The sequence below is a fragment of the Stenotrophomonas sp. 99219_Sma genome, assembly GCF_056480785.1.
The window spans coordinates 2,286,706-2,308,542 of record NZ_CM151117.1; the positions used below are offsets into that span (position 1 = coordinate 2,286,706).

17 protein-coding genes are annotated in these 21,837 nt (G+C 61.1%); 8 read left to right on the forward strand and 9 right to left on the reverse strand.

Annotation, left to right across the window (positions count from 1 at the left end):
* From ACZK13_RS10540 to ACZK13_RS10560, 5 genes are read right to left on the reverse strand one after another with little or no spacing between them, the layout of a single operon-like run.
* A complete protein-coding gene (locus tag ACZK13_RS10540) occupies positions 1 to 261 on the reverse strand; it encodes a MoaD/ThiS family protein (RefSeq protein WP_005413352.1) in 261 nt (86 codons plus the stop codon).
* Positions 261 to 1,514 (reverse strand): molybdopterin molybdotransferase MoeA, encoded by a 1,254-nt coding sequence (locus ACZK13_RS10545; RefSeq protein WP_005413353.1) that lies wholly within the window; start codon positions 1,512 to 1,514, stop codon positions 261 to 263. The genes ACZK13_RS10540 and ACZK13_RS10545 overlap by 1 nt, the downstream gene beginning before the upstream one ends.
* On the reverse strand, positions 1,511 to 2,524 hold the full coding sequence (gene moaCB / locus ACZK13_RS10550) for a bifunctional molybdenum cofactor biosynthesis protein MoaC/MoaB (protein WP_032966747.1): 1,014 nt from the start codon (positions 2,522 to 2,524) through the stop codon (positions 1,511 to 1,513). Before moaCB ends, ACZK13_RS10545 begins: the two co-directional genes overlap by 4 nt.
* A gap of 8 nt (positions 2,525 to 2,532) precedes the next feature.
* On the reverse strand, positions 2,533 to 3,573 hold the full coding sequence (gene moaA, locus ACZK13_RS10555; protein ID WP_005413355.1) for a GTP 3',8-cyclase MoaA: 1,041 nt from the start codon (positions 3,571 to 3,573) through the stop codon (positions 2,533 to 2,535).
* A gap of 31 nt (positions 3,574 to 3,604) precedes the next feature.
* Positions 3,605 to 5,878: an FdhF/YdeP family oxidoreductase gene (locus ACZK13_RS10560; RefSeq protein WP_005413356.1), complete on the reverse strand. Its 2,274-nt coding sequence runs from the start codon at positions 5,876 to 5,878 to the stop codon at positions 3,605 to 3,607.
* 477 nt (positions 5,879 to 6,355) lie between these two features.
* Here ACZK13_RS10560 and fdhD point away from each other — a divergent pair, with 477 nt between their 5' ends.
* The 3 genes from fdhD to cydB all read left to right on the forward strand — a co-directional run bounded on the left by fdhD (position 6,356) and on the right by cydB (position 9,739).
* Positions 6,356 to 7,216, forward strand: a complete 861-nt coding sequence (gene fdhD / locus ACZK13_RS10565; RefSeq protein WP_407073101.1) for a formate dehydrogenase accessory sulfurtransferase FdhD — start codon at positions 6,356 to 6,358, stop codon at positions 7,214 to 7,216.
* A gap of 109 nt (positions 7,217 to 7,325) precedes the next feature.
* Positions 7,326 to 8,714 (forward strand): cytochrome ubiquinol oxidase subunit I, encoded by a 1,389-nt coding sequence (locus ACZK13_RS10570; protein WP_005413357.1) that lies wholly within the window; start codon positions 7,326 to 7,328, stop codon positions 8,712 to 8,714.
* Between the two features lie 11 nt (positions 8,715 to 8,725).
* Positions 8,726 to 9,739 (forward strand): cytochrome d ubiquinol oxidase subunit II, encoded by a 1,014-nt coding sequence (gene cydB / locus ACZK13_RS10575; RefSeq protein WP_005413358.1) that lies wholly within the window; start codon positions 8,726 to 8,728, stop codon positions 9,737 to 9,739.
* 2,143 nt (positions 9,740 to 11,882) lie between these two features.
* Here the strand turns inward: cydB and ACZK13_RS10580 are convergent.
* From ACZK13_RS10580 to ACZK13_RS10590, 3 genes are all read right to left on the reverse strand, one after another.
* Positions 11,883 to 12,443 (reverse strand): cyclin-dependent kinase inhibitor 3 family protein, encoded by a 561-nt coding sequence (locus ACZK13_RS10580; protein WP_032966748.1) that lies wholly within the window; start codon positions 12,441 to 12,443, stop codon positions 11,883 to 11,885.
* 95 nt (positions 12,444 to 12,538) lie between these two features.
* Positions 12,539 to 12,973 carry an NIF family HAD-type phosphatase gene (locus ACZK13_RS10585; protein WP_032966749.1) on the reverse strand — a complete coding sequence of 145 codons (435 nt, stop codon included), beginning with the start codon at positions 12,971 to 12,973 and terminating at the stop codon, positions 12,539 to 12,541.
* 95 nt (positions 12,974 to 13,068) lie between these two features.
* Complete coding sequence (locus tag ACZK13_RS10590; protein WP_032966750.1) at positions 13,069 to 13,869, reverse strand: hypothetical protein; 801 nt, start codon at positions 13,867 to 13,869, stop codon at positions 13,069 to 13,071.
* Between the two features lie 95 nt (positions 13,870 to 13,964).
* On the opposite strand from ACZK13_RS10590, the gene ACZK13_RS10595 reads away from it, so the two are divergent.
* Complete coding sequence (locus ACZK13_RS10595; RefSeq protein ID WP_017354505.1) at positions 13,965 to 14,210, forward strand: helix-turn-helix domain-containing protein; 246 nt, start codon at positions 13,965 to 13,967, stop codon at positions 14,208 to 14,210.
* A gap of 471 nt (positions 14,211 to 14,681) precedes the next feature.
* On the opposite strand, the gene ACZK13_RS10600 is transcribed toward ACZK13_RS10595, so the two are convergent.
* Positions 14,682 to 15,959, reverse strand: coding sequence for a hypothetical protein (locus tag ACZK13_RS10600; protein ID WP_478482498.1), 1,278 nt, complete (start codon positions 15,957 to 15,959; stop codon positions 14,682 to 14,684).
* A gap of 633 nt (positions 15,960 to 16,592) precedes the next feature.
* Between ACZK13_RS10600 and ACZK13_RS10605 the strand changes: the two genes are divergently transcribed.
* The 4 genes from ACZK13_RS10605 to ACZK13_RS10620 are packed head-to-tail and all read left to right on the forward strand — an operon-like array spanning position 16,593 to position 21,675.
* The gene (locus ACZK13_RS10605) at positions 16,593 to 17,312 is read left to right on the forward strand and encodes a hypothetical protein (protein WP_032966753.1); all 720 of its coding nucleotides are present in this window, start codon (positions 16,593 to 16,595) and stop codon (positions 17,310 to 17,312) included.
* Positions 17,305 to 19,158, forward strand: a complete 1,854-nt coding sequence (locus ACZK13_RS10610; RefSeq protein ID WP_005413361.1) for a hypothetical protein — start codon at positions 17,305 to 17,307, stop codon at positions 19,156 to 19,158. Before ACZK13_RS10605 ends, ACZK13_RS10610 begins: the two co-directional genes overlap by 8 nt.
* A 57-nt stretch (positions 19,159 to 19,215) precedes the next feature.
* On the forward strand, positions 19,216 to 20,220 hold the full coding sequence (locus ACZK13_RS10615) for an AAA family ATPase (protein WP_005413362.1): 1,005 nt from the start codon (positions 19,216 to 19,218) through the stop codon (positions 20,218 to 20,220).
* Between the two features lie 15 nt (positions 20,221 to 20,235).
* Positions 20,236 to 21,675 (forward strand): hypothetical protein, encoded by a 1,440-nt coding sequence (locus tag ACZK13_RS10620; RefSeq protein ID WP_005413363.1) that lies wholly within the window; start codon positions 20,236 to 20,238, stop codon positions 21,673 to 21,675.
* Positions 21,676 to 21,837 lie beyond the last annotated feature (162 nt).

The following is a 21,837-nucleotide window of genomic DNA, read 5'->3' on the forward strand; positions in this document are numbered from 1 at the left end:
TCAGCCCCCGCTCACGGGCGGCAGGATCGCCACCCGGCCATCGTCGGGCAGCGCCTCGTGGTCACGCAGCACGCGTTGCTGGTCGGCGAACGCCGAATAATCCAGCAGGCCGGCACGGAAATCCGGCCAGCGCAGCGGCAGCAGTTCGCGCAACGCCTGGCGCAGGTCGGCCACGGTGCCACCGGCCACATCGACGGCGATTTCGCGGCTGGCATCCAGATCGGAAAACGCACCGAACAATTGCAGATTCACCTGTTTCATCATGACTCCTGGCTCACCAGCTGCAGCGGTTCGTGGTGACCCCAGCCCTGCACGCGCACGTAGGTGCCGGCGCTGGCCAGGTCACCCTCGGCCTCCAGCACCACCCAGGCGTTGGCCTGCAGCATGGACATCAAACGGAACGACTCCTGCCCGGACAGCACACGCGCACTCAGGCGCCCCTGCCCGTCCATTTCCACCCGCGCACGCGCGTGGAAGCGCAGGCCCGGCGGCTTTCGCACGTCGGCCTGCAGCGGCAGCTGCAACATGACTTCCGGCGCCAGCCCCAACAGGCGGCGTAGCACCGGCTCGACGAAGAAGCGCTGGCCCACGGCAGCGGAGACCGGGTTGCCCGGCAGGCCGAAGTACAGTGCGCCATTGGGCAGCACCGCGAACAGCAGCGGCTTGCCCGGGCGGATCGCCACCTTGTGGAATACGATGCGTGCACCACGCTCGCGCAGCGCATCCGGAACGAAGTCGTAGCGACCGGCCGAGACCGCGCCGGTACTGATCAACACCTGCGCGCCGGCGGCCAACGCCTCATCCAGCACGGCATTGAACGCGGCCACCTCATCACCCACCGTGCCCTGCCAGACCACCTCGGCACCGGCCGCCTGCAGGCGGCCCACCAGGTAGGGGCGATTGCTGTCACGGATCTGGCCCGATTCCAGCGCCTGCGCCGCCTCGGTCACCAGTTCCTTGCCGGTGGCGATCACCGCCGCCCTCGGCCGCGCCACCACCGCCACCTCACCCACGCCCAGGGCGTGCAGCAGGGTGCGCGCATTGATATCCAGCACCTGCCCGGCCTGCAGCACACGCTCGCCTTCGCTCACGTCCTGGCCGCGCAGGCGCACGTTCTGGCCCGGCTTCACCGTCGCGGTCAGCGCGATGCGGGTCGGCCGGCCCGCGTCGCTGGCAAGGACCTGCACATTCTCGACTGGCACCACCGTATCCAGCCCGGATGGCATGCGTGCGCCGGTCATGATTTCCCACGCACCCTCGCCGCCTTCTGCGCTGGCATCACCGGCGGCCTGCCAGCCCTGCACCGCGAATTCGGTACCCGGCTCGAACACCCGGCCCTCGGCGCGCAGCGCGAAGCCGTCCATCGCCGAGTTGTCGAACGGCGGCAGCGACTGCCCACTGTGGATGTCGGCAGCCAGCGTCCGGCCCGCGGCCTCATGCAGGCGCAGGGTCTCGGCCGGCAGCGCCGTGGCCGCGTCCAGCAGGTGTTGCAGGGCGTCGCTGTAGGCAATCATGCCGCGCCCCCATGGGCATGGCCGCCGCCATCGACCATCGCCAGTGCGTGGCCGAGCACCGGCGCCAGGATGTCCAGGCACTGTGCCGCCGCCTTCGGGCTGCCCGGCAGCGCGAACACCAGCATGCCGCCCAGTTGCACCACCTCGGCGCGGCTCAGCCAGGCCATCGGCGTGTGCTGTGCACTCAGTGCCCGCACCATCTGCGCCAGGCCATGTACCGGCCGCGCGTTCAAGGAACGCAACGCCTCCGGGGTCAAATCACGCGGGCCCAGCCCGGTACCGCCGGTACACAGGCACAGGCGCACGCCCTCGGCGGCCAAGGCCTGCAGGCGGCCCGCCAATGGCTCGATGCCATCGGGCAACACCTCAGCGGCCACCACCTCGCCGCCCAGCTTTTTCAGGCCGGTCACCAGGGTCGGGCCAGAGATATCCTCATAGGTGCCGTCGCTGGCGCGATCGCTCAGCGTGATCACCGCGCAGGCCGCGCCCTCCAGGCCCTTCGGCGCACGCGGCTTGAAACGCGTGCGCTCGGCATCGTCCATGCCGTCGGGGTGCAGCCAGACACCGCGCTTGCCGCCTTCCTTGAACAGCAGGCGGATGCCTTCGATGCGCAGCGCCGGCTCCACCGGCTTGCTCAGGTCGTACAGGGTCAGCAGCGCCGCGTTGACGCCGGCCAGTGCCTCCATCTCCACGCCGGTGCGCGCCTCGCTGGCGCACTCGCACCACACTCGGATCGCCTGCCGTTCCGGTACCGGCGCGCAGAACACCTGCACCAGTTCCAGCGGCAGCGGGTGGCACAGTGGCATCAGCGTCGAGGCCATCTTGGCGCCCTGCAGGCCGGCAATCTCGGCCATCACCAGCGCATCGCCCTTGGGCAGGCGGCGCTCGACGATCAGCGGATAGGCCACCGGACCGGCGTGCAGCTCGCCCACCGCCACCGCCCGTCGGCGGGTGATGCGCTTGTCGCGGACATCGGCCATATGGAAGGCCGCATTCAATTCCCCACTCATCGTGTTGCTCATCCTCCGATGGAGGCCAGGTGCGGGGTCAGCCCGGTCTGGCCCTGGTGCAGTCCATGCCCGGCCGCTTTCAGGCCAAGCTGGGTGGTGATGCGTGCCAGCAGCGCGTCATGGTCGTCGTCGTTCTGCAGCAGCGGCCGCAGCGGCACGCCGAACTCGCCGAACAGGCACAGCCGCAGGTCGCCCTTGGCGGTCACCCGCAGGCGGTTGCAGCCCTTGCAGAAATCACGCGAATACGGCGCGATGATGCCGATGCGGCCGCGATGGTCGGGGTGGCCGAATTCGCGCGCCGGGCCGGCGTCGGCCGCGCGCGGGCGTTCGTGCCAGCCGGCAGCCAGCAGCTGCTCGATCACCACGTCGGCGCGCAGGTGATGGCGCTGGAAATAGGCTTCGTTGTCGCCGGTGCGCATCAGTTCGATGAAGCGCACGCTGAAGGGGCGCTCGCGCAGGTAGTCCATCCACTGCGGCAGCTCATCATCATTCAGGCCACGCAGCAGCACCGCATTGAGCTTGATGGCCGGCAGGCCCAGTGCCTGCGCCAAGGCCAGGCCCTGCTCGATTTCCGGCAACCGGTCATGCCCGGTGATGGTTGCGAAGCGCTCGCGCTGCAGGCTGTCCATGCTCACGTTCAACGCCGTCAGCCCGGCGCGGTGCCAGCCCGGCAGGCGCCGCGGCAGCAGCGTGCCATTGGTGGTGATAGCCACCTTGGCGATGCCCGGCACCGCCGCCACGGTGGCGATGATCTCGTCCAGATCCTTGCGCAGGCTCGGCTCACCGCCGGTCAGGCGGATCTTGCTCATGCCCAGCGCCGCGAACGCACGCACCAGGCGCGCGATTTCATCCACCTGCAGGAAGCGCGGGCGGCCGTCGGCCTGGTAACCGTCGGGCAGGCAGTAGCTGCAACGGAAGTTGCAGGCTTCGGTCAACGACAGGCGCAGGTACGGAAAGCTGCGTCCGAAACCGTCGGTGAGTTGGCGGGGATGACCTGCCAGTGCGCCCTCACCTACCGGCTCTGGCGCCCGAATGAGCTCGGCTGACATTCTTAGTCCTCCCTACGACATGCCGGCGCAATCACTGTGAAATGACCACCCTGACCGGGATCGACTTCGCCGCGGGGGTACCACTGATGCGATCGAAGTAATCCAGAGGTAGCAGTGGATTGAGTTCAGGGTAGTAGCCCGCAATCGCGCCACGCGGCATCGGATAGTCAAGCACAGTCAACCCATCGACCCGCCGGCAGACGCCATCACTGGAGATCGTCTCGAGGCTCACCTGTTCCTCCTTCCCAATCCCTCGTGCTACTCGATCTTCCAGGTTCATGAAGAGGATCATTCGATCGTTGTACACACCGCGATAGCGATCGTTGTAGCTGTAGATTGTCGTGTTGTACTGGTCATGGGAGCGAACCGTGGCCAGCCGAAGCATAGTGGGATCCTCGACCAGGTCGTTCACTTCAAGACCCGGCAACACCAGAATATTGGCCTTCCCGTTAGGTGTCGGCCACTCACGGCGGCGCGGCGGAATGTCCAAGTGGAAGCCACGCGGCGCCTGGATCCGTTCATTGAAGTCTGCGTAGATGCCGGGATAGACCGCCGCGATCAGCTCACGAACATGGTTGTAATCGTGCATGCAAGCTGCCCAGTCGACCTTGCTGTCCGGCAGTGTTGCCATTGCCATGCGGCACACGATCTCAACTTCCGGAAGAACATGTTCACTCACAGGCTCCAGCACTCCACGGGATGCGGTGACATTCGACATGGCATCCTCGATGGTGACAAACTGCTCACCTAGCGGGGTATGGATCCACTCCGAGCGCGCCACCACCGGTAGGATCAGCGCCTCCTTGCCATGCACTAGGTGGCCACGGTTGAGTTTGGTGGCGATGCCAACCGTAAGCTCAAGACCACGCATTGCCCTGTAGGCAATTTCGGTATCAGGAACAGCATGGATGAAGTTCCCGCCCATGCCGATGAAGACCTTGGCGGTTCCAGCCAGCATCGCCTCAATAGACTCAACCACATGGTGCCCATGTTCGCGCGGCGGTTCGAACCCGAACACGTCGCGAACTTGGTCCAGGTAGCGTTGCGTCGGCTTCTCATCAATGCCGACGGTACGGTCGCCTTGCACGTTGGAATGGCCGCGAATAGGAGCAATGCCCGCCCCGGGCTTTCCGAAGTTGCCGCGCAGCATCAGCAGATTGGCAACCTGCTGCAAAAGGCGAGATCCTTGCTGGTGCTGGGTCAGGCCCATGCCATAGCAGATAATGGTCGCACGGGAACGGATGTAGATCTCTGCACAACGCAGAATCTGCTCCTTCTTGATCCCGGACACTTGGAGGATCTGGCTCCACTCCAGGGACATCACTTCTTCACGCAATGCCTCCAGCCCGACGGTGTGCTCGGTCAGGAATTCGTGATCGAGAACAGACTCGCCGGCCGCTTCCCGCTCGAACATAGCCTTCATGATGCCCTTGATCAGGGCCAGGTCACCGCCGATGCGAATGTGTACAAATTCACTGGAAATCGCGGTGGAGCCAAACGTGGCCATTTGCACGACGTCTTGGGGCTCGGCAAAGCGAATCAGCGCACGTTCCGGCATAGGATTGACCGCGACAATTGGAGCATTACGCTTCCGCGCCTCCACCAGGTTGGACATCATTCGTGGTGAGTTGGTGCCTGTGTTCTGGCCGATGACGAAGATGGCCTCAGCATGCTCAAAGTCATCGAGCACGATAGTGCCCTTGCCGACGCCAATTGCCGGCGGCAACCCCCGGCTGGTCGGCTCGTGGCACATGTTCGAGCAGTCCGGGAAGTTGTTGGTTCCGAACTCGCGCACGAAGATCGAGTACAGGAACGCGGCTTCGTTCGGCGTCCTCCCCGAGGTGTAGAACTCAGCCTCATGCGGGCTGGACAGGGCCTGCAGGTGTCGCCCGATCAGCGCGAAGGCTTCATCCCAGCTACAAGGAACGTAATGGTCGGTTACCGGGTCATATCGCATCGGCTCGGTCAATCGACCCTGCATCTCCAGCCAATAGTCGGACTGCGCCATCAGCTCCTGGACAGTGTGCTCCGCGAAGAACTCACGCGTGGCGCGATGCTTGGTTGCCTCCCATGCCAAGGCCTTCGCACCGTTTTCGCAGAACTCCAGCTTCTTGGTGTGATCTGCATCCGGGAAAGCGCAACTGGGGCACTTGAATCCCCCAGGCTGATTCATCGACAAGAGCGCTTTAGATCCCTTGGCAATGACGCTCTGCTGCATCAGAACCTTGGCGGTTGCACCGGCGGCACCCCAACCACCGGCAGGATGGTCGTAGGCTTTGTAACGGGGGATCTTCTGCTCTGACATGACAGGCACTCGCAGCATGCAATTGGGAGTGGGAAAAGTTAAGCACGCGACGGCCTCCCCTTCCACGGACAGTATGTCCACCCTGCCCAGACAAGACGTCCGGCGTACACGCCGGGGATCGAATCGAGGCACTGGTGTCCGATACGAGTGCCTCAACGGACCCGAAGCGCTCATCCTGGCCCTCACCACGAACAGGTCTTCACGCCACCCGCCATCGATTGTAACCATCTAATTTATCGGGCGTTTTCTAGCTACAGACACCTGTAGCGGACAGGCGGACCACAGCCCCTCGAACAGAATGTCGGATCAACTCAGCCAAACTGTCCATCTGCGAACATTTGTAAATTTTGACCGCAGCGGGGTGTACGCCTTGGGATACTCTCCGCACTGTCAAACCACTAAGAAGTCCCCGACCCGAGGGACCCTGCACGCCCAGATCATCGTTACCGGCTTCCCTCCCCGCCAGGCCTCATCTCCATGCAAGCGCCCAGCCCAGTACCTGCCAACGAGCCCTGCGGCATCGCATATCGAAGAACCCTTCGGTGGCGTGGTGGCGAGCGCGGCTCAATCATGGACAGCGTTGCCGAAGAAGTGCCTGTCGCGATGCTCTACAACGACAATCCTTTCTCGGTGATGATGGCCAGCCCAACGGATCTGGAAGACTTTGCGCTGGGCTTTTCCATGACGGAGGGAACAATTTCTGATCCCTCCCAACTTCTCCGGATTGAAGTGAGGCCATCGCTGGAAGGCATTGAGCTGGCGATGGAAGTCACAGATAGTGCGCCCATCGTGTCAATGCCCAAGGACGCCACCCGCAACCTACCCGGGCGTAGCGGTTGCGGGCTATGTGGAGCTAGTCGACTGGAGCAAGTGCTCAGAATGCCTTTGCCAATCGACCGACCCACCACCTACTCCGCCTTGGCGCTACGCGTAGCGCTGTCCTCGCTAGAAGGGCTACAGCCAATGAACGAGGCTGCCGGCTCAACCCACGCAGCAGCGTGGGCTCTCCCGGACGGAGCTATCGAAGTGGTACGCGAAGACGTAGGCAGGCACAACGCACTAGATAAGCTCATTGGTGCAATGAGGCGCTCATCGACTTCAACCAACGAAGGTCTCGTGCTTCTATCTAGCCGTGCTAGCTACGAAATGGTGAGTAAGGCCGCCTATGCAGGCATGGCGATCGTTGCAGCGGTATCGGCACCCACAGCCTTAGCCATAGATCTCGCAAAGGCAGCAGGAATCTGTCTTGTCGGCTTCGCGCGCTCGGATGGCTTCAATATCTATTCACACCCCCAGCGCCTACTCGATTTGGAAGCTGCACACCTAGCAGCCGTATGACACCAGATGACGCCTGCCGTGCAATAAGCAAGGATCTCCGCCGATGAAATTGCCAAGCACGATCGGAACTTGAGCCGCTAGCCACCACCCACCCCCTATTGGGATCGTTATGGACGCCCTCCTCCTTTCCCGAATTCAGTTCGGCTTTCTCATCAGCTTCCATGTGCTCTTCCCTGCCTTCACCATTGGCTTGGCCAGTTGGCTTGGTTTCGTGGAATGGCGCTGGCTTCGAACCCGCAACCCGGTGTGGCGGGATCTGTTCTTCTTCTGGCAGAAGATCTTTGCCGTGTCCTTCGGCATGGGCGTGGTAAGCGGTATCGTCATGGCGTTCCAGTTCGGCACAAACTGGCCTCGTTTGAGCCAGATCGCCGGAACCGTAATCGGCCCCCTACTGACTTACGAGGTCCTGACAGCCTTCTTCCTGGAGGCAAGTTTCCTCGGAGTGATGATGTTCGGCTGGGGGCGAGTATCACCACGCCTGCACTTCTTTTCCACATGCATGGTCGCACTTGGAACGCTCTTTTCAACGTTCTGGATTCTTGCCTCCAACAGCTGGTTGCATACGCCTGCGGGCTACGAAACGATCAACGGAGTGGTCCATCCGGTTGACTGGTTCGAGGTTGTGTTCAATCCATCGTTCCCCTATCGACTGGCCCATATGGCAATAGGGTCATTCATAACAACCTGCTTCGTGGTGGGTGGTGTTGGCGCCTGGTACCTGCGGCGTAAGGAGCACGTCGAAGCCGGCCGCAAGATGCTTGGGGCGGCTGTGATATTTGCGGCCATTACCGTTCCTGTTCATATTTTCGTGGGTGACATGCATGGTCTGAACACCCTCAAGCACCAGCCGATGAAGATCGCAGCGGTAGAGGCTCACTGGCATCAGGGCCAAGAAGGTGAAGGAGTTCCGCTGGTCGTCTTCGCTGTACCAAATGAGAAGGAAGAGCGGAACGATCTTGAGATCGCGATTCCGCGTGTTGGCAGCCTCATCCTGACTCACTCCATGGATGGAACCTTCGCACCGCTGACATCCGTACCGGCGAGCGAACGGCCTCCGGTCACGCCTGTGTTCTTCGCATTCCGGATCATGGTTGGGATAGGCACCCTCATGCTACTGCTCGCCTGGCTTTCTGCTTTCACCCTGGCCCGCCGTAAGCTGTTCGATTCCGGGGCCCTGCTGCGCGCTTGGAACTGGATGCTTCCAAGTGGGTTCGTTGCTTTGGTGGCCGGCTGGTTTGTCACCGAGATGGGGCGCCAGCCTTGGATTGTCTATGGCGTTTTGCGAACGGCTGATGCCGTGGGACCGCAAACGGCCTGGATGACAGCGATCTCACTCGCGGTCTATGTCGCTGGATATGCGTTCGTATTTGGTTGGGGCATCTGGTATCTGGTCAAGATCCTCCGACATGGCCCACATGCCCAAGACGGAAGTCCGTCGCTAGAGGGTGGTGATCGCACACCTGCACGGCCTATCTCGGCCGCTGATCAATCTCTCTGAGGAACGCTGACATGGACTCGATGACCTGGTTGCCCATCGCCTGGTTCGCCGTCATCAGCTTCGGCGTCCTGATGTACGTCGTCCTCGACGGCTTCGTACTCGGTATTGGCATTCTCGCGCCCTTTGCCGAGGATGAAGAGCAGCTCGATGTGATGATGAACACCGCTGCCCCAATATGGGATGGCAACGAAACCTGGCTGGTGCTCGGCGGAGCCGGATTGCTAGCAGCGTTTCCAACAGCCTATGCAGCGCTTCTTTCGGCCCTGTACCTTCCAGTACTTCTGCTGCTTGTATCATTGGTTTTCCGGGGGGTCGCCTTTGAGTTCAGGTTCAAAGCCCATCGCTCCAAGAGGCTTTGGAGCGTGGCTTTCGGCCTTGGCTCGCTTCTGGCCGCGTTCTCTCAAGGAGTGATTCTTGGCACGGTGGTGCAAGGCGTGCCAATGACTGGTGACACCTACGCTGGCGGACCATTCCTATGGTTCAGCCCCTTTGCCATGCTTACCGGAGCAGCCTTGGTTGCCGGCTACGCCTTGCTTGGAGGCACCTGGCTAATCTTGAAGACCGAGGGGCGAACCCAGGCACTTGCCAGGCGCCTGACCCGCCCCCTGGTGGTCGCCGTGATCGTGGCCATGGGGCTCGTGAGCAGCTGGCTGCCGTTCCTTGATCTGCGACTAATGACTCGCTGGTTCAGTGACGGGAATTTCTGGTGGCTGTCCCCCGTCCCCCTTCTTACGCTCGCCGTGGCAGTGGCGCTGTGGCGCGCGGAGAAACGCCCCACTCATGATCTTGCCCCTTTCCTACTGAGCCTGTCGTTGTTTGTCCTGGGCTACCTAGGTCTCGTACTCGGCATGTGGCCGTACCTGCTCCCGCCCGGATTGACGATCTGGGATGCAGCAGCGCCAGTGTCGTCGCTTGGCTTCAGCCTGGTCGGCTTGGCGGTCATGCTTCCGGTCATCCTGGGCTACACCGCCTGGTCATACCGCGTTTTCCGCGGCAAGGTGAGTGCGAGCACGAGCTATCATTGAGCGTGATATACCACCCATTCGCCTGATTAGCCAATACGCCCGGCCTCCCAGAATCGTGTATCGCCCTAAGACACACAGGATGTGATGAATGAGGCCTTCAGCCGACCCTGAATCGTATGCCTTCGGATCGAACTGACTTGAAGGAAAGTCGATGATTCACGGTGAGGTGGTAGAAGAACGCCTCACACCAACGAAGCCGCCTAGAAAGAAGGACTACATCATGTATGGGGCCGCTACGAGATAGCCACCTGACAAGAGTGAGTGGGTCCCTTCCCGACAGCATGGGGCTAAGTAGCTCAACAGTAGAGCCTCTGGCCAACGTGCAAACCCACGGCCGTACGGATCTTAACCATAGGTGGAAGCCCTCCCGCTCAAGCCTACGCCTTTCAGCAAGCTCCGCTCTGAGCTGACGCCGGCGAACTTGGCGGGCTATCTCCAAGTGTGGCGAGTACTCCCCCTTGCCATGATAGGCAACCTTCAGGACGTAGCCCCGGGCCCTGGTAGGAATCGGTGAGTACGAAGCTCGAACACGCGCAAAGAAGTACCCCGCGAAAACGGCAGTTGCGACGAGAACAACATGAAGTTCGCTCGGGGCGATACGGTATCCACTCGCGGTGAAGAACTGGACGCAAACAAGTCCATCACAACCCGTAGGAATCAACGTTCGATACAACGTCGTCCCGGGAACATACAAGAGAAAAATGAAGCCATAGGCGCACCATTTCCAGCAATGAACTCGCTGATCCAGCACCGGCTCCCAACTGAGCTCTCTTTTGGGGCGGCGCAGAACGTAAGCGCCAATGAAGAGCAGCGAAGGAACGCCCAATAGCAGCAGCAGGTCGATGATCTTCTGAATTGAGTACATGGCAGGGTACTTAGAACGTCGCTCCGGAGCTCCTGGGCAAACGGGATGCCATCGACTGGATTCGTGGCCGGGACGACCCGCCAGGAGTCTGGACAGAGCTGTATCGGCCGCGCGACATGGAACTTGAACCACTGATTCGTCCATGCTCAATGGCCTACTCGCGCTCCTCGGCATAGCACGGCTCCCCAAAGAACCTAGAACGCCGCTGGAGGAAGCGACGGGACTTTCACTCACAACTCCAGCGCAGCCACGGACAGCAGTGTGGTGATATCTGAAGATCAGATGGACGCGAACTCGCCTCGCTGCTATGCTGGTGAACTAGGCGAGCGATCTGAGAGACAAGTGGCCTATGTTGTCACCCAACCGACCCTCATTTCGCATTGGCCAGAGTTGGACGATTTCGTTCGTTCAATCGGCCCGTTCTTAGCCTGCGCCTGGTGCGCACTGGAGCGCTCAAGGACCGTAAGCGGGCCTGTTGCCGCCGAGGGCTTGGCCTCAGCCGCACTCGATACGCTTGCCTCACTTCGCGTACTGCAGCGCATTCCCATCGCAGCCCCCAATTCCGGGGCGAGGTCCTTGTATGAGCCTCTGGCATGGACCTATCAGGCCGCTTGGTCACGTCAGGACGTGAGTCTGGAGGCCAGGTTGACCAGTACGCTTACCCGATGGGCTGCCGAATGCCCGTCCACTGCCAAACGGACCTTGGGAACCTCGCTCGCAGAGAGCGAAGCCCGTGCATACCTGGCCAACCTGCTACGCAAGTATCGGCTATCTCCCACGCTGGGCAATGGCCTGAGATCGACCCAGCTCCCGGAGTGGAATGCACTGAGCTTGGGACGCAAGAGGTATGTACTGTGGGCCGGCATGCGCAACGTTGCGTCGGAGTTCCTGAAAGCTCATCTGGACGAGGAGGCCGCCCGTCGGGTACTTGATCGAGAGATCAGCAGGAGATGCACTTGGCTCGTTAGCCGAGTTCAATCGGGAGCACTTGACCCGACTGACTTTTGCTTCGTGCCAGGCCATGGCTGGCGTCAGCCGTTGATCTTGGACGTGGCAATGGAGACCTTTATCCCTCTGGGCAGACAGTACTGGCTGCAGCCAAGTAGCGACTGGAGGCTTTAGCGGATACTCTCCGCGCCGCGTCCACTAGTGGGCGCGCGACCCAGCGAATCCGGTGTCAGCGGTCAACTAGATCGCGTAGGTATCGGTGGCGCCAATAGCCAGGGCCTGGCCTTGAACGACTGATGAGCTCGCCACGCGTTTGATCTGGAAGGGCAACTACGAGCGCAGTCCCTGTGCCCATTGCTGCAGGAACTCCTCCTGGACAGCGGTCTCGATGGCACCCGGCCTGACACGTCGCACCGAGCCAATGGCAGCCTGCGCTGTTCGCTCAGCCCCTGACTGCAGTAGAAGCATCGCTGCGACAGTGCCGGCTCGCCCCAGCCCACCCTTGCAGTGGACCACAATGCGCAGGCCCGAATGCAAACTCCGAACGAGCATTGACCCCAGTACTGGCCATCGTTCGAGCAACCTCTGGTCAGGCGCTGCGCCATCCGTGATTGGAAGGCCATGCCATGAGATGCCCTGCCCTTCAACCACTTGAGGCAAGCACTCGATCCGCAACTCACTGAACTCCCACGGCTCGAGTAGCGTAATCAGGTGGCTGGCTCCCCAACGCTGAATCACAGAGACATCCACATCGATGTCTCTCGCCCATGCCCCCGTCATCGCAACTTCTTGGTACTTACCTGGCGCGAAGGTCACACCAATTGCCCCTCCCCTTTCGCCAACCGGGAGTTCCGCGATAGCTAAAGGGTGGGTCAAACTTGTTCGAATCATGTCGGATCTCCTGAACGACAGCCCATTCCTATGCAGCAACCGGCGCTGCTGGCTGGAAGAGCTGCACCCGCCAACCCACTCACTAAGCACACCAACTACAACGGAACAACCAATCGTTCCTTCAGCATCTCAAGGGCCACTTCCAGGCCGGCGTCATCCGCGTCATATGGAGCGCCGAACAAAGAGACCTCAATCCAATAGCGCTCCTGCCCCGGATGGATGTAGTCCGAGTGATCGTCCAGCAACAGCGCTGCACCCAGGATCGGAGACACATACCGGAGGTCCTTCGTTGCCCCTCCCCAGAATGTATATGGCAACTCAGCGAACCAGCCTGGCGCGCTCCCTTCCTCGACCAGCAGCCGCGAAATCCTGCGGAAAGCTGCCTCAGGGACCGTGGTGTAGATGACCAGATGCTCGAAGAGTTCATGAGCGACCTCAAGGAACTGATAAAGCCCTGGGCGTGGAATCTGGCTGACAGCATTTGAGATCAGCGTCCCCTCGAGATCGAGAGCAAGGATGGTCGGTCGCATTGAGCGCTAGAATCCTCATCAGTAGTTGGACACTTGGATCTGGAGCGTTCCGCGCTGCGCTTGGTCATCGGACGCAGTTGCTGAACGCCAATGAGTCAGATATCTGAGAACTTCTCGGCTTGCTTAAGCTGATTCTCCAGAGAATGGATCTTTTCCCTATAGTTGGCAGCTATGTAGGGCTTGTCATTGAAGTCCAAAGCCGTCTGAGGAATTAGTTCGAGCTCGACTCGCGTTGAAGACGCTTGTCGAATTGCCAGTGTCGACCACGCATCATCACCTTTTACGAAGCCAACATTGAAGCGCGCCGTGACGCCGTGGTTCGGCTTGAGGCCATCAATCGATCGGAAGTCGCTGTGCACCCGCGACTTTGCCGTGGGCTGAGCTTCGCCATTGATGTAGAGCGTCGCCGCCCAGCTGGCCTGGCTGAGCGCCAAAGTTGAGCTATTGGCAATTCGCGCCTCAATGACCGGCTTCGGGCCAAAGAAGCTGTCCTCGATCCGTAACGTTGCGCCACTCGCACGCACTCTTTCTAGTTCGGTGATCGTCGGACGCTGTGTGTTGGCCTGCTCCTGCAGAGCAAGAATTTCTTTTGGATGGGCATCCCTAATCTGCTTGATGTGCCCCCTAACCACCTGTCTTATAGATGCATTCGGGTAGGCCTTGTTCAGCTCAGCCAGATCAAGGTCGGCAACGGCCCAGTTGAAGGCATCCCGCTCATGGGCACTCAGCTCGGCGTCAATCGCGTCAATCGACGCTCTGTATTGCTCCTGCGTGCCGTCAGTGACCAACTTCCTGTCTACTGGACCGCTGCAGGCGGCAACTAGGACCGTCAGAGCAAGCAGCAAGCCCTGCCTGCCCCAGCCAGCTGCGTCGCGTCGACGTTGTTCTTTGATCATGCCCTTCCCCTGTCAATGAGAAGCACAGGATATCTGGTTTTTAGATATCGGAGAACTGGATATAGCTTCTGAAGCCGCTCAACCAGGGTGCGGCCGTGGCCAAGACAATCCATCGCAAGGAATACGCCGCCCTGATTGAGACCGTCAGAGACGCGCGCTTGGCTGCTGGCCTTACCCAAGTACAAGTGTCCAGCAAGCTGGGGCGCAGCCAGTCGTTCATTAGCGATGTTGAGACAGGGAAGCGCAGGGTTGACGTCGTGGAGCTTAGGGACATAGCGCGCCTGACAGGCCTATCCCTGGGCAAGCTCATTGCCGACTTTGAGAAGCGACTCAAAGACTGACTTTACTGAGCTATGGCTCAGTCTTCTTCAGATGCGTACCACTAGGCTCACACATAGTGCCCAGCGGCCGTACCATCACCGCCAATGCGCGCTGGACCTGGTGACCCCGAAAAGCCCTTCCATCGTCGCGGAGGAGGAGCATGCCATCACGAGAACGATGCCATGACCGCTTTGCTTGCCATCCTGGCAATGCTTTCCGGCAGCGCTGCCGCGTGGCTTTGCTACCTGGCCTCACCGCAACAGCAGTACGCGGCCACCTGCCGGCATTGTCCCGAGGAGAGGCTCGTCGACCGTTGTGCCAGACATTTAATGATCGGGCGCCGGCGCGATGGGTCATCTCCGCCCCCTCCCCCTGCCGCGCTCGTCCCGTTCATTCGGCCACTGCAAGGCGCTGAACCTAGGATCTTGGGTAAGGAATACGGAGCTTGTTCAGTGCCCGCCTCCGCGGTGGACATGAGTGATTACAACGATCTACGCACTCTCCATCGGATGGGAGTGCGCCTTGGCGCCACCTGGCTCTTCGTGGGCAGCCATCAAGCGAATAATCGCGTCTTCGGGCAGCAGAGCTTGCCTTCTTCCCGTTGCTAGTACCGAGGTTGCCCACTCCCAGGCAACGTTATTGAAACTGACGGACCGTCGCACGTCTTCGCTGGCGTCTTCGAACGGCACCTTCAGTTTGATTCTCGGCCCCAATCCAAAGCGAAGGTCAAAGCCGTAGTCGACCGAGAGCAGTCGGCGAAGCTCCCGCGTTGGGCCGCCGGGGACGTAGCCCGTCCAGCCATTGGCTTTCATGTGAAGGATGGTGCTGCGCAGCCAATCTGCCTGGGCATTGAGCACTCCCCGGTCCAGTTCGAACTCAACGAACGTGTCAGAGGCCATTGGGAAAACATATCGGATAAGGTACTCGAAAAGTTCCGGTGCGATCGCTCGCAAGCCCGTCACAGTGGCGGCCATCAGCATGATTCCATGCAATGAACGTCCGATGTCAAACGCACGCGACGCATCACCCGCTTCATGGGCTTCCCGAACGAGTACGACGGCAGCAGCGATCGCCTGCAGGTCTGCCTGCCCCTCAAGGCGGATTAGCGGCTGGACCGGGGCGGTGCGCCGAACATAGCGCCCCATCGCCAATGCCCGTTCTTCGAATAGGGCACTTTGGATCGATGGCCGCAGTCGCTTCAGCAGCTTGTCACCGTCGCCACCGATCGGCCGACGCACATCCAGCAGGTCCCAGCTCGGATCCTCCAGCAGGTAGCTAGAACGCGGGACCTGCTGTTCACAGGCATAGACCGTCTCAGCACTTGGGAGGTGCTTCCCCACAGCGTACTTGGCCCACACGTTGTGGTGATACAAGCCATCACGGTAGGTGTGTGGCTGCAGTCGCTGTCCGACGCCGTAGGCGGTGGATTGGTGCAGGCGTATGCGTAGCCCTTCAAACCAAACGCCAGCTCTAAGGACGTTCAACGCCTTCTTCAATGATCTGGGGCGATCGGATTGGGCAAAACACAGCATGTTTTCTAGCCGGGCTTCGTGATAAGGCTTTATCCTTTTCAATGGCTTAGCAGACATCTTGGTGTGGAAATAGAGTAACGATTTACTCCAGCTTGCCATCTGTGCAAAAGCCAATGCAATGACTACGCTAGTGCCATGACTGAGCGTGACACGATCGTGGACCCACTGGCTCGCTTGCTGGAGCAGGATTTGCTGCAGCGCTATGGACCAATGATTGGCCAGGATGATCTGCGGCAAGCCTTGGGCTACAGCTCTTCCGACGCCTTCCGCCAGGCCCTCGCTCGAGGGGTCTTGCCCGTTCCTGTTTTTGCCATCGCACATCGGCGCGGCAAGTTCGCACTGTGCAAGGATGTCGCGCAGTGGTTGGCCCAATTACGACATCACGCACAAGGCGTTGAGTCGGCAGGATGCTAGTAGCCACAGTTTCGCGCCCAGTCGGGGCTGACTGCGTTGTTCGCGCCGACGCCTGCTGCACTTGTCGGCGTCGATGACCCTGTCGGCGTCGTTTACGTAACTGTTGCAGATGGATGCAGCAGAGCCTCGCGCCCGGAGCCGCCCCCCAGTTGCTGACGGTAAGGAGAACATCCTCGCAGACCTAGTTCAGAACTCCGGACCATAGAAATGAAAAATGCCCCCGTTGGCGCGGAGGCATTTGGCCTCTCGTCGGAGCGAGAGGTGGTGAGCACTAGTAGAAGCTGACATCAGGCTCGCGCATTTCTCCCCCCAAGTCAAGTCGCCCAATGCCGGCGGCTGGGCACTCGTGTGCGCTCGCTCGGGCCAGTCGACCCCGGCAGACAAGAGGCGTGCTGAGTTTCCCTGGCCGCGCATGGTGCGAAGCAGCGCACACATGCGCCGCAACAGGAGAAACCAATGACTGCAGGAGCAGCGGCCACCGCCTCGGGCGTGGCCACGTCACATCACGTTGACGCTTCACTGAACTACACACCCCGTCCGCTCAAGCGAGGCCAGCGTAGCCGGCGCGAGGTTTTCGTGTTCCAGTCCCCGCGCAATGGCCGCGTGGTCACCGTCGCCGACGCCAGTGCGTTTGCCTACGCCCTTCTGCTCGAGTTCGATCCAACCGTGCGAACCTACGTGGAAAGGCCGCGGCAGCTTCAAGTAACGAGCAAGAGCCGCATAGACCTGAGCTTCTGGTCGGAGCGAAATGACGGCACCGAGCGATTTGATCTGATCATACCGGCCGCCCGTACTCTGCAGAGCACCACAGGCTCAATGGCGCTGCCGGGAAAGCAGGAGCTCATCGAGATTGGGACTCGCAACGGGGTCAATCTGACACTGGTTACCGAGCACGAGCTGACCTCCCAGTTGTCCCAGATCGCCGTTGCCTACGAGCTGTTGCCACTGGTATGGGATAGCGCCCGTATAAGCGCGCGGGCTGCGATCGCTGAGCAGGTAAAAGAGCTGCTTAAGCGCGCCGCTCGTCTGAGCCTGCTCAGCGTTGCAGCTGCCCTGCCCTATACCTCCAACCAGGTGCGAGCCACGGTGGCCTGGATGGTTCACCAGGGCGTGGTCCACCTGATCGACCATACCCCCGGCGCTTCGGACGCCGTACTGGAGCTCGTCCGTGGCTAATCCTCCCTATCTCTACGATGCCCAGGAGCTGGCCACGTGGTACCGGCCGAATGTGAATGAGGTGCGGGAAGAAGACCGCGACTCCTATCGCCGTGCTGAGGCCGCGCTGCTCGGGGTGGTCACCGGGCAGCTCTCCCTTGCGCGGGCGGCCAAGCTGCACGGACTGTGTCGTAAACGCCTAAGGCGGATGGTAGCCCATGCGCCGGGCGTCCATGCCGACGGCATGGCCAACGGATTTCGCGTATGTGTGCCCTACGGCACCTATCAGCGCATGCCAGGAGCATCAGGCGAGGTGTCTGTTCCTAGCAGTGGCGGGCCCGGAAGCATCGCTCAGCTGCTTCAGGCGCTGCCTGCAGTGCGTGACCTGGTGGAGCGCTTCACAGACCCATTGCCGCCAGGGCGTGCACCAAGGGCATTCTCCCGCCTACATGAGCGCATTTGCGCGGAACTGCGTCGACTGGATCTCTCTGACCACTACCCCCTGAACACGCCTGACCATGGGCGCAGAGCCCTGCTCGACTACCTGCGTCGTGACCGGCTTGCCGCGGTCGTGCCGGGGACGCTGGAGCTGGAGCCTATGGCTGTCCATAAGCTGGAAGACGCCTTCCGAGGCAGGCTGTTTGATCGTACGGAGTTCGACGCGCACCGCATCGATGTCGAAGGCACCTTGAGTGTTGAGCTTCCGGATGGCGGGGTTGCAGAGCGGCCCATCACTACCCTGTGGCTTCTGGTAGAGGTGGAGGTGCGCTCCAGAGCCATTGTCTCGTGGTCCCTGCGCGTTGGTCGTGGCTACAACAACCTCGATGTGGCCACCTGCCTGGCATCGGGACTTCGCCCGTGGTCGCCTCGCGAGCTCACCATTCCTGATCTGGCCTATGCGCCCGGTGCGGGAATGCCAACGGGACTGGAGCCGGCATTGGCCTCCAGGCGCTCGCGCTCGATCGCCCTGGACAACGCCTTGGCCCACTCAGCCCTGGAGCTGGAAGCTTCGATGTGTCGCTCCCGCGGTGGCGTGATCATCTTCGGCCGCGCCCACGAGCCCCGATCTCGGCCTATTGTCGAGCAGCTGTTCTCGCGCTTGGAGCGCGGAGCACTGCGCCGGATCCCTGGCGGCTTTGAGCCTGCCAAGTCCCTAAATGAAAGCAGGCGACGGATAAGCAAAGTCCCTGGGAATGAGCACTACTTCAATCTGGGCGCATTCGAAGAGCTGCTTGACGTCATCATCGCAAACTACAACGCTACGCCGCACCCAGCGCTGGGGAGCCTGTCTCCTCTTCAGTTCCTCAGGACCCAGCCCTGCTCGGCCTTTGCTTTCAGTCCCGATGTCGCCGAGCAGGACGCCGCGGACCTGTGCACGGTCCTGGTTCCGTTGGTCGTGCATGGCAACAGGCCCCAGGGTGTGATGCCCCACGTCAACTACAAATATGTCAAATACCGTGGACCCGGCCTGGATGGGCGCTGGGAGCTGATCGGCAAGACGGTGCTCGCTCGCGTCAATCGCAATGACCTACGTACGTTGACATTGATGAAGAGCGTCACCGCTCCGTTGTGCGGTGTACGCGCTGCAGACCCTTGGGCCCGCACGGCACACGATGAGACGACCCGATCTTTGATCATGCGATGGATCAAGAATCGCGACGGGTTCAGCGTTGCCGGTGCTGATTGCGCAGTTGTGGCCTATGTGGGCTTCCTCAAAAGCAGGATGCAGACCTCACAGCTGGCGGTCGATCAATTGGCGCGCATGGACGCGGCGACACGCCCAGTGTCTCGCCAGGCTGTTGAGCCTGACTGCTACAGCACGGCTATCACGATGGCAACCGACGGCTGGATCAGCCTGGATGAATAGTGCGACGCCTGATCGCCTCCTCGCCAGCTCTGCCACCGCCAACTTCCAGACCTTGCCATGAAACACACCCACAGCAATCCGCTGATTGCCTCCCACCATCCGTTGCTGGTCCCCGATGGTTACCAGATCAACACCAAGCCCACCGAGCGGCTGGCCAATTTCATTCGTAAGAACATCTTTGAAGGACACCACGGGTGCTCGGCCTATGGAGGCGGCGGCGTGGGGAAAACCACCGCCATTGCCTACCTCACCGACAATGCACCGCGCTGGCTGATTGACAGCGACAAATCCCCGATGGGTGTGGCGATGCGGATGGTCATGGCCAGCGGCATTCGTCGCACGGACCGCGCCTTCTGGTCGACCATGAATGATCGGATGGGGATCGGTAGCTCAAGCGCAACCTCAGCAGCGGCAGGGATGGCCAAGCTCAGGAACCTGATCAGCAGCCGCTGCGGCCAAGCCGGCGTGAGCAGGATGGTCCTGTTCATCGACAATGCGCAGCGGATCACCGAGGCCGAGTACGAGTACCTGGAGGATCTGGACAGTATGGTCAGAGAGGACCGGCTGAGCCTGTTCTTGGTGCTGATGCGCCAGAGTGACGCCGAAGGCGTGGACGTGGGCGATGACTGGCGTGATCGTGCAACCCACAGCATCCGGCGCTGGTTCATGGCCACCGCCCCCTTTGGCCCATTGATGGGCCTGGATGAGGCCAAGCATGCCTTGGGCGGTTACGACAGCAGTTGGTGGCCAACGCCTGACATGCCCTACAGCCGCTACTTCGCCCGCTCCGCCTTCGACGGCGGCTGGCGCCTGGCGATGGAGGCCCCGCTGATCTGGCAGGTGATGGGAGAGCTTCGAAAGAAGGGAAAGTTGCCGGAGAGCCAGGCCTGGCCGATGGCAACGTTCACCTTGATGGTGCGTCATTTGCTCCACGACATTGCATTTCGGCAGAAGGACTTCACAGGCTTCACCGCCGACCAGGTGGCCACCGCCCTGCAGAACTGCGGCTATCTGCGGTTGGAGTACGTCCGGGCGCGCATGCGTATGCCTCTGACGAGCTGACGGAAGGAGCACGTAATGGCCTGGAACGACGATATCCAAGGGCAGCCGGCAGTGCCACGCATGATAGGGGCTGACCTCAGCCCCTATCCCTACATCTCCGGCTACGGATTGGCTCAACGCATCACGGCGTTTGCCCTCCCCGCCGGTGTGGAGCTGACGGCCCTTGGCTTCAGGAATCGAAAGGGGATGGATGTTCTGATTGCGACCCAGCGATTGGGCAAGCCCCGATCGAACTTCCTTTGGAGCTTGGCGTTGACCGACACGAAGGTGGGGGCATATTGGGCCCCGGAAGTCTGGTCGCCAACCGACTGCCCAGGATTGTTCTCTCGGCATCCGAGACCGCTTCGGCAATGCTGGGAGTGCGCTGAGCACGGATACCACAGTGCGCTGTTCCAGCTTCCCTCCATCACTCGTTGCCCCTGGCATGGGCTGCGGCTCAGCTGTACCTGCCCGCAGTGCGGTCAAACCCAGTTCGCCCGCTTCAATGATAAAAATGCGCTGGGTGTCTGTGCCTGTGGATACATCGCGATGAACGCCCGGACTGCGCTTGCAGGCATGCGCAGCTTCCCAACGTATCAATGCGCTTCGTGGGCCGAGGTCTACTTGGAGTGGGCCCAGCGTCAGCGGGAAAGACGAGTTCTCTATGTGCCCGAATCCAACCAGGCATGGGATCAGGCCTATGCCGCAGTGGCTGCCCCGCCTGCCTATCTTGTCACTCGGGAGCTGCCTGCCTCTAGAACGGCACCGACACATTTCGTGTTTGAAGGCGTTGGCGCAGATCCTGACCACGATTGCCTGTGGGGCTTCTCGCACCTGGGTGGCCCCCAAGTCTTCCGCTTGACGCCTTTGCCCAAAGGCGTCATTGACCGGCTGGCGGCCATCACGGATCAGGCCGTTGCGGAAGTGGCGAAACAGGAGCGCGAAATGGTGCCAAGCGAAGGTCACGCTCGCCCGCTCGATTCAACGTCAGCGTCGCCGGCCAGAGATCGCACATTCCTTATCGGCCCCTATGGCCTGTCGGAGAGCGGTCATGCTTGGCTCAGCCTGGCGGTAGTGGACAAGGAGCTGACGATTGCCTGCGGAAACGCCCTACTGCACTTTTCTGAGAAACTGCGCACGTCTCTTGAACTGCATCTGTCTCCGCAGGCGAGCGTGGCGTCGGTGCTTGGTTCCATCGGCGGCCGCAGGCACCTTGTGGACGCAATGATGGATTGCGTATGTCGTGCTTATGACCAAGGTCTTAGATCGCGGCTGTGCCACCCCACACAGAAGCCGAAGAATGCGCAGGCCAGCACTCTGGAGGTTCCACTGATTGAACTGCAGATCCGTGATGGGGCCATTGCCAGGGTTCAGGTGGCGTGGGCGCCCTCTCCTTCGGAAAAACGGGCGCCAAGCCTGCCGGCGCCCTGTGACATTCGCGAGGTTTCACCGAGGTCGAAACCGAATTCGGCGTAGAGAAGGGAACGGGAGGGTCTGCGACGACGTGGGTCACATGATCCTTGGAGAAGGTAATCTCTGTCTCTTCGGCCGACAAGGGTGCTCAGAAGCGGAGGCGAGCAGCGACTCGTGCAATTTCAAGCGCTAGGGCTGCGCCTGCGGTCGACTCGCGGCGACGGG

What these genes read in the sequence shown, in the direction of transcription:
- ACZK13_RS10540 (WP_005413352.1), bottom strand. Translation starts at nt 261, where the DNA reads ATGAAACAGGTGAATCTGCAATTGTTCGGTGCGTTTTCCGATCTGGAT.
- ACZK13_RS10545 (WP_005413353.1), bottom strand. Translation starts at nt 1,514, where the DNA reads ATGATTGCCTACAGCGACGCCCTGCAACACCTGCTGGACGCGGCCACG.
- moaCB (WP_032966747.1), bottom strand. Translation starts at nt 2,524, where the DNA reads ATGAGTGGGGAATTGAATGCGGCCTTCCATATGGCCGATGTCCGCGAC.
- moaA (WP_005413355.1), bottom strand. Translation starts at nt 3,573, where the DNA reads ATGTCAGCCGAGCTCATTCGGGCGCCAGAGCCGGTAGGTGAGGGCGCA.
- ACZK13_RS10560 (WP_005413356.1), bottom strand. Translation starts at nt 5,878, where the DNA reads ATGTCAGAGCAGAAGATCCCCCGTTACAAAGCCTACGACCATCCTGCC.
- fdhD (WP_407073101.1), top strand. Translation starts at nt 6,356, where the DNA reads ATGCAAGCGCCCAGCCCAGTACCTGCCAACGAGCCCTGCGGCATCGCA.
- ACZK13_RS10570 (WP_005413357.1), top strand. Translation starts at nt 7,326, where the DNA reads ATGGACGCCCTCCTCCTTTCCCGAATTCAGTTCGGCTTTCTCATCAGC.
- cydB (WP_005413358.1), top strand. Translation starts at nt 8,726, where the DNA reads ATGGACTCGATGACCTGGTTGCCCATCGCCTGGTTCGCCGTCATCAGC.
- ACZK13_RS10580 (WP_032966748.1), bottom strand. Translation starts at nt 12,443, where the DNA reads ATGATTCGAACAAGTTTGACCCACCCTTTAGCTATCGCGGAACTCCCG.
- ACZK13_RS10585 (WP_032966749.1), bottom strand. Translation starts at nt 12,973, where the DNA reads ATGCGACCGACCATCCTTGCTCTCGATCTCGAGGGGACGCTGATCTCA.
- ACZK13_RS10590 (WP_032966750.1), bottom strand. Translation starts at nt 13,869, where the DNA reads ATGATCAAAGAACAACGTCGACGCGACGCAGCTGGCTGGGGCAGGCAG.
- ACZK13_RS10605 (WP_032966753.1), top strand. Translation starts at nt 16,593, where the DNA reads ATGACTGCAGGAGCAGCGGCCACCGCCTCGGGCGTGGCCACGTCACAT.
- ACZK13_RS10615 (WP_005413362.1), top strand. Translation starts at nt 19,216, where the DNA reads ATGAAACACACCCACAGCAATCCGCTGATTGCCTCCCACCATCCGTTG.
- ACZK13_RS10620 (WP_005413363.1), top strand. Translation starts at nt 20,236, where the DNA reads ATGGCCTGGAACGACGATATCCAAGGGCAGCCGGCAGTGCCACGCATG.